The sequence below is a fragment of the uncultured Veillonella sp. genome (assembly GCF_915069625.1).
Taxonomy (GTDB): Bacteria; Bacillota; Negativicutes; order Veillonellales; family Veillonellaceae; genus Veillonella.
This window is the reverse complement of record NZ_CAJZFD010000141.1, coordinates 1-5,539: the sequence shown is the minus strand read 5'-3', so window position 1 is coordinate 5,539 and position 5,539 is coordinate 1. Positions and strand designations below refer to the sequence as shown.

Below are 5,539 nucleotides of genomic sequence, written 5' to 3'. Positions count from 1 at the left end.
AGATTTCCTTATCGGCGTCGATTATCGCTATTATTATAGGGGGATTATTGGGTGTTCTTATACATGAGTACAAGCGGTTATCAGGGCCAGTTATGTTGGCCGTTAATTTTCTGTATACCATCCCTTCCATATCGATGCTAGGTCTCCTATTATATGTGTCGGGGGTTGGCAATACGACGGCTGTTATCGCACTAGTCATCTATGCACTACTGCCGATGGTGCGCAATACTTTTACCGGTCTCAATCAGATTAAATCGGATATGCGCGAAGCGGGCATAGCATTAGGCCTTACGAGGCTTCAACGGTTGTGGAATATAGAGATTCCTTTGGCGATGCCCACGATTATGGCAGGTATACGGACTATGCTCGTTATGACTATTGCCTTGACAGGGATAGCGTCCTTTATTGGCGCAGGTGGTCTAGGCGTAGCGATTTATCGAGGAATCACTACGAATCAAAGTGCACTGACTATTGCAGGCAGCTTGTTGATTGCACTCTTAGCGATTGTCGTGGATGCGCTCTTCTCTCTTGGTGAAAGGGTGACGCGCATTAGTCCTAACATGAAACGGTATACGATTATATTCCTTTCTACCATGACCTTAATTGCAATGGCTGTTGGTGGTTGGTCTCTCTATTGTCGTCATGTGAAAGCTGATGTTATCCATATTGCGACAAAGCCTATGACAGAGCAGCTCATTTTAGGTAATGTGTTAAAAGAATTAATCGAGCATAAGACCAATCTCACTGTAGAGGTTACAGAAGGAGTAGGTGGTGGTACGTCCAATATTCAGCCGGCTATGCGTACAGGTCAGTTTGATATATATCCTGAATATACGGGGACCGCATGGTCTGCTGTATTGAAACGCACTGATGCTTATGATGAAAGTCTATTTAATGAGCTTTCACAAGCATACAAAGAGGAATACAATTTCGAATGGGTCGGTATGTACGGATTTAATAATACCTATGGCATCGGGGTGCGTAATGAACTGGCGCAGACCTATGGGCTAAAAAGCTATTCTGATCTTGCTCGCATAGCACCATCTTTAACATTAGGCGGTGAATATGATTTCTTTGGTCGTGAAGATGGCTATGCAGGGTTACAACGCGTATATAACATGAGATTTAAAGCGACTAAAGATATGGATATCGGTCTTAAGTATGCGGCTATTAGTCGTGGTGATGTAGATGTAATGCCTATATTTACTACAGATGGTCAGCTCAGTGTGGCGCCGATTACGGTGTTACAAGATGATAAGCATCTATATCCATCCTACATGGCTGGCAATGTGGTGCGTAGTGAAATATTAATCGCACATCCTGAATTGCGGACTGTATTAGAAAGTTTGAATCATACAATTACAGATCAAGAGATGGCAAAGATGAATTACGCCGTTGAAACAGAGCATCAGTTACCAGCTGATGTAGCACATAAATTCCTGGTAGAACATAAATTGATATAAGGTGAAGGTCGTTAGATATAAAGCGAATAAAATCTGAAATAAAGGTATTAAATTTGATATAAGGTGAATGTAATTTTGTATTGACTTTTACTCTCACTCGATATAAAATAAACATATGAACAGACATTCATATAAATAAGAATATCTGATGAAAAATGTTTAGGAACATATATAACAAGATATGAAACAAGATATGTCTAATAAGTATTAGAAAAATATTACCTATTAACTTACAATACAGGATAGAAGCTTTCACTATTATCAAAGGAGATATCATGGAAGAAACATTGTTGTTGAAGGATTTGAACTGTGCGAACTGCGCAGCAAAAATTGAAGATCGTATCCGTAAAATGGATGTGGTAGAGACTGCCAATTTTACACTTGCTACACATCAATTAAAATTAACCGGCTCTTGGGAAGACCGCGAAGCTCTTAAACGTGACATTCAAGACATTTGTGATGCCATCGAAGAGGGTGTTACAGTAGCTGATTATGAACGTAAATCTAAAGCGACTATGGATGACCATGGTCATGATCACGACCACGGTAGTGATGCTGTAACAATTGCAGTCATCGTAGCAGGCTTGCTATTCATGCTTTATGAAGTCTTGTCATCCTTTGTCCCATCCATCGGCTTGCCAGAGAGTATTGAGACTCCAATTTACTATGTTGCGTATATTCTTCTTGCGTTCCCAGTATTGCGCATCGCAGGTCGTAATATCCTAAAAGGTGAAGTATTTGATGAAAACTTCTTGATGTCTATCGCTACATTGGGTGCTATTGCTATCGATGCATTACCTGAGGCCGTAGGTGTTATCTTGTTCTACCGTATTGGTGAGTTCTTCGAAGAAAAAGCAACTGATCGTAGTCGTACAGAAATCATGAACGCTGTCGATATGCGTCCTCAAGAGGTGCGGGTTGTAGATACAGACTGCGGTGGTGAAATCGTAGTTATGGCTCCTGAAAAGGTTGAAGTAGGCTGGACTATCGAAGTTCGTCCTGGCGATTTAATTCCTCTAGACGGCACAGTGCTTGAAGGTGAAACACGCGTTAATACAGCACCTGTAACAGGTGAACCTGTACCTGTTCGCGCCGTACCTGGCACTCAACTTATGTCTGGTTGTATCAACGAATCTGGTCGCATTACAATGCGTGTAGATAAGGTTCTTGAAGAATCCATGGTTACTAAAATTCTTGATGCCGTGGAAAATGCAGCATCTTCTAAACCTAAAATCGACCGTTTCATTACGCGTTTTGCTCGCGTATATACACCAATCGTTGTAGCTCTTGCATTGGCTGTTGCTATCATCCCGTCCCTTATTACTGGTGAATGGCATAAATGGATCTACACAGCCTTAACATTCCTCGTTATTTCTTGCCCATGTGCATTGGTGCTTAGCGTGCCACTTGCATTCTTCTCCGGTATCGGCAATGCGTCTAAACACGGTATCTTATTAAAAGGTGGTCGCGTTATCGAGGCGTTGGCTAATGTGAAAGCAGTAGCTCTTGATAAAACTGGTACTATCACATCTGGTGAGTTCAAAGTTCACAGCGTAGAAACTGTAGGCTCTCATGTAAGTTCCAGTCAATTGTTATCCATGGCGGCAGCTATCGAAGCCGTTTCTACACATCCAATCGCAACAAGCATCGTGTCTGAAGCAAAAGATCAAGGCCTTACAGTGGAACCTTCTGATTTCGTTCAAGAGTTAGCTGGTGAAGGTATGGTGGGTATGACTGATGGTCAACAAGTACTTATTGGTAACCGCCGCCTTATGGAACGCTATAATGTGCAAGGCTATCCAACAGAGGTTGCTGAATATGGCACAGAAGTTCTTGTCGCAGAAGGTAATACATACTTAGGTCGTATCATCATCGCCGATGAAGCTCGCCCAGACTCTGCTGAAGCGATTGCTAATCTTAATGGTCAAGATATTAAAACTGTTATGCTTACAGGTGATGCTGAAGCAAGTGCAAATTACATCGCTAAAGAAACTGGTGTAAGTGCTGTTCGCGCTCAATTGTTGCCACAAGATAAATTGTCCGTAGTACAAGATATTCGCTCTGAATATGGTCCAACTATGTTCGTAGGCGACGGTATCAACGATGCTCCGGTACTTGCTGGTGCTGATGTTGGTGGTGCGATGGGTAGCGGTGCTGATGCGGCTATCGAAGCGGCAGACGTTGTATTCATGCGTCCGTCCTTGACTGCTATTGCACATATCCTTGACTTGTCCAAAGCGACGTTGCGCGTAGCATGGCAAAACGTAGTGTTCGCTATTGCTGTTAAAATCCTTATCATGGCGCTTGGCCTCATGGGCTATGCATCCATGTGGTGGGCAGTATTTGGTGATACTGGCGTATCCATCCTTTGTATCTTGAACTCTGTTCGTATCTTGCGCCGTAATTAGGTGAAAGCAGAGTTTATAGCTCTGTAGAGGAACGAAATAAATTACATTCTCCTGATCTGAATGATTAGGGCGGATATAAATAACCTCTAGGTTAGTAACTGACTAACTTAGAGGTTATTTTATTGCGTGGATTAAACATTTACGATACTTTTACTATATACATTTGTACATCATAAATAGACATAAAACTGTATATGTATGTTCTAGATACACAAAACTTTCACAATTGAATTGAATAATAGCTATAAAATAGTATATAATTTATTAGATGATTACTATAAGTTCGTTGGAAGGAGGGATAGCATGATTACGGTGTATAAACATATAGAAGAAGAGTTAGTTTCCGATAGCACTGTATCAGATGCCACAAAAGGTTCTTGGGTAAATTTGGTGAACCCAGACCCCGATGAGTTATCCCTTATCAATATTTTGACGGAAATCCCAACGGACGTTTTAAAGACCGCTCTCGATATGGAAGAACGTTCTCACGTGGAGTTAGAGGATAACTACATCTTTATCGTTATCAATATTCCGGTTATCCGCGGTAATGATATGTATGATACAGTGCCGCTTGGTATTTTCTTGACGCCAGACTTCTTCATTACTATCTGCTTAGAAGAATCTGAAGTATTGTATCCGTTCATTTCTAATCAGATTTCTACGTTCTATACATACAAAAAGACGCGTTTCTTGTTCCAAATCTTGTATCGCACAGCAACTATGTTCTTGCGCTACTTGCAACAAATCAACCGCCGTACCGACGATATTGAAATTCAATTGCGTCATACTACAAAGAATAAAGACTTCTTCCAATTGTTGGAATTACAGAAATCCATGACATACTTTACATCTGCATTGCGCACGAATGGTACCGTTATGGAACGTCTATTGCGCTTGCGTGGTCATAGTTCCTATAAACATCTTCTCAAGATGTACGAAGAGGATGAGGACTTACTAGAGGACGTTATCATCGAGAATAAACAGGCCATCGAAATGGTTGAAATGTACTCCAATATCTTGATGAACATGATGAACGCCTTCACATCCATTATTTCCAATAACCTTAACTTGGTTATGAAAATGTTGGCGACCCTTACTATTGCTATGGCGGTGCCAACAATCGTATTTAGCTTGTGGGGAACAAACGTGCCATTGCCATTCCAAGAGGATCCGAATGGATTCTATGAGGTTGTAGGCATTGCACTACTTTGCTCTATTATTGCTATTATTGGGATGTGGAAAAAAGACTTGTTCTAATGTTGATTATTAGCTGAATACTCAATTCAATAGTAAGTAGTTGAAACATTACTTTAATAACAAATACACATGAAAAAGCTGGCTTTGAGCCAGCTTTTTTTCTTGTACGATATTACGTTATTGCTTATTATTGGGCCAATCTGATATAATAATACCGTTATGGAGAGGTGTCCGAGTGGTTTAAGGAGCTGGTCTTGAAAACCAGTGACTCCGCAAGGGGCCGTGGGTTCGAATCCCACCCTCTCCGCCACAATTTAGAAAGCCCTTTAGGTTATGATATCTACCCCCTTTACTGGATAACCAGTAAAGGGGGTATTTTAATGAGATATAGTTATGAATTTAAAAGTAAAGCAATTGAAAAGGAAATTGTTATGATAACTCTGTGATGGAAACCTTTTTTGGTAGATTGAA

At 40.9% G+C, this 5,539-nt stretch carries 3 protein-coding genes and 1 tRNA gene; all 4 read left to right on the top strand.

What is annotated here, in order from left to right; genetic code table 11:
* The coding region (locus tag QZ548_RS07595) for a glycine betaine ABC transporter substrate-binding protein (protein ID WP_295869458.1) at window positions 1-1,463 on the top strand (1,463 nt) is incomplete at its 5' end.
* Window positions 1,464-1,738: 275 nt separating this feature from the next.
* Window positions 1,739-3,871 (top strand): heavy metal translocating P-type ATPase, encoded by a 2,133-nt coding sequence (locus tag QZ548_RS07590; RefSeq protein WP_295869456.1) that lies wholly within the window; start codon window positions 1,739-1,741, stop codon window positions 3,869-3,871.
* Window positions 3,872-4,174: 303 nt separating this feature from the next.
* Window positions 4,175-5,128 (top strand): magnesium transporter CorA family protein, encoded by a 954-nt coding sequence (locus QZ548_RS07585; protein WP_105089862.1) that lies wholly within the window; start codon window positions 4,175-4,177, stop codon window positions 5,126-5,128.
* Between the two features lie 161 nt (window positions 5,129-5,289).
* A tRNA-Ser gene (locus QZ548_RS07580) sits at window positions 5,290-5,378 on the top strand.
* Window positions 5,379-5,539 lie beyond the last annotated feature (161 nt).

What these genes read in the sequence shown, in the direction of transcription:
- QZ548_RS07590 (WP_295869456.1), top strand. Translation starts at nt 1,739, where the DNA reads ATGGAAGAAACATTGTTGTTGAAGGATTTGAACTGTGCGAACTGCGCA.
- QZ548_RS07585 (WP_105089862.1), top strand. Translation starts at nt 4,175, where the DNA reads ATGATTACGGTGTATAAACATATAGAAGAAGAGTTAGTTTCCGATAGC.